Source organism: Gilvimarinus sp. 1_MG-2023, from assembly GCF_030548285.1.
Genome location: NZ_JAUOSC010000917.1, coordinates 1 through 278, shown reverse-complemented (window position 1 = coordinate 278; position 278 = coordinate 1). Strand labels below are relative to the sequence as shown.

At 50.7% G+C, this 278-nt stretch carries 1 protein-coding gene; it reads right to left on the bottom strand.

Annotated features, from left to right (window positions below; genetic code table 11):
• Positions 1 to 83: 83 nt before the first annotated feature.
• Positions 84 to 278 (bottom strand): hypothetical protein (locus Q4563_RS19550; protein WP_303605701.1); only part of this gene is annotated, 195 nt, incomplete at its 5' end.

The following is a 278-nucleotide window of genomic DNA, read 5'->3' as shown; positions in this document are numbered from 1 at the left end:
GATTTTCATATCTCACCTATGTTGCCGGACGCCTGGGGTCAGACGTCTGACGCCGATTAGTTCTGTGTTATGGCGACTGTGTTTTATCCACAATCTGATGCGTGATGCGCACCCTGCAAGCGGTTTCCGGTTGGCCGATACCAGGTATTAGCCAACCGCGTTATCTTCATTATCAGAGGCGCAACCGGCACTGAATTGGCTGTTTTACCGAAAGACAGGATCATCTTGCCCTTCGGCGGCAGCTGAATTAAAAACACGTGCGTTGTACGCCATCTAAC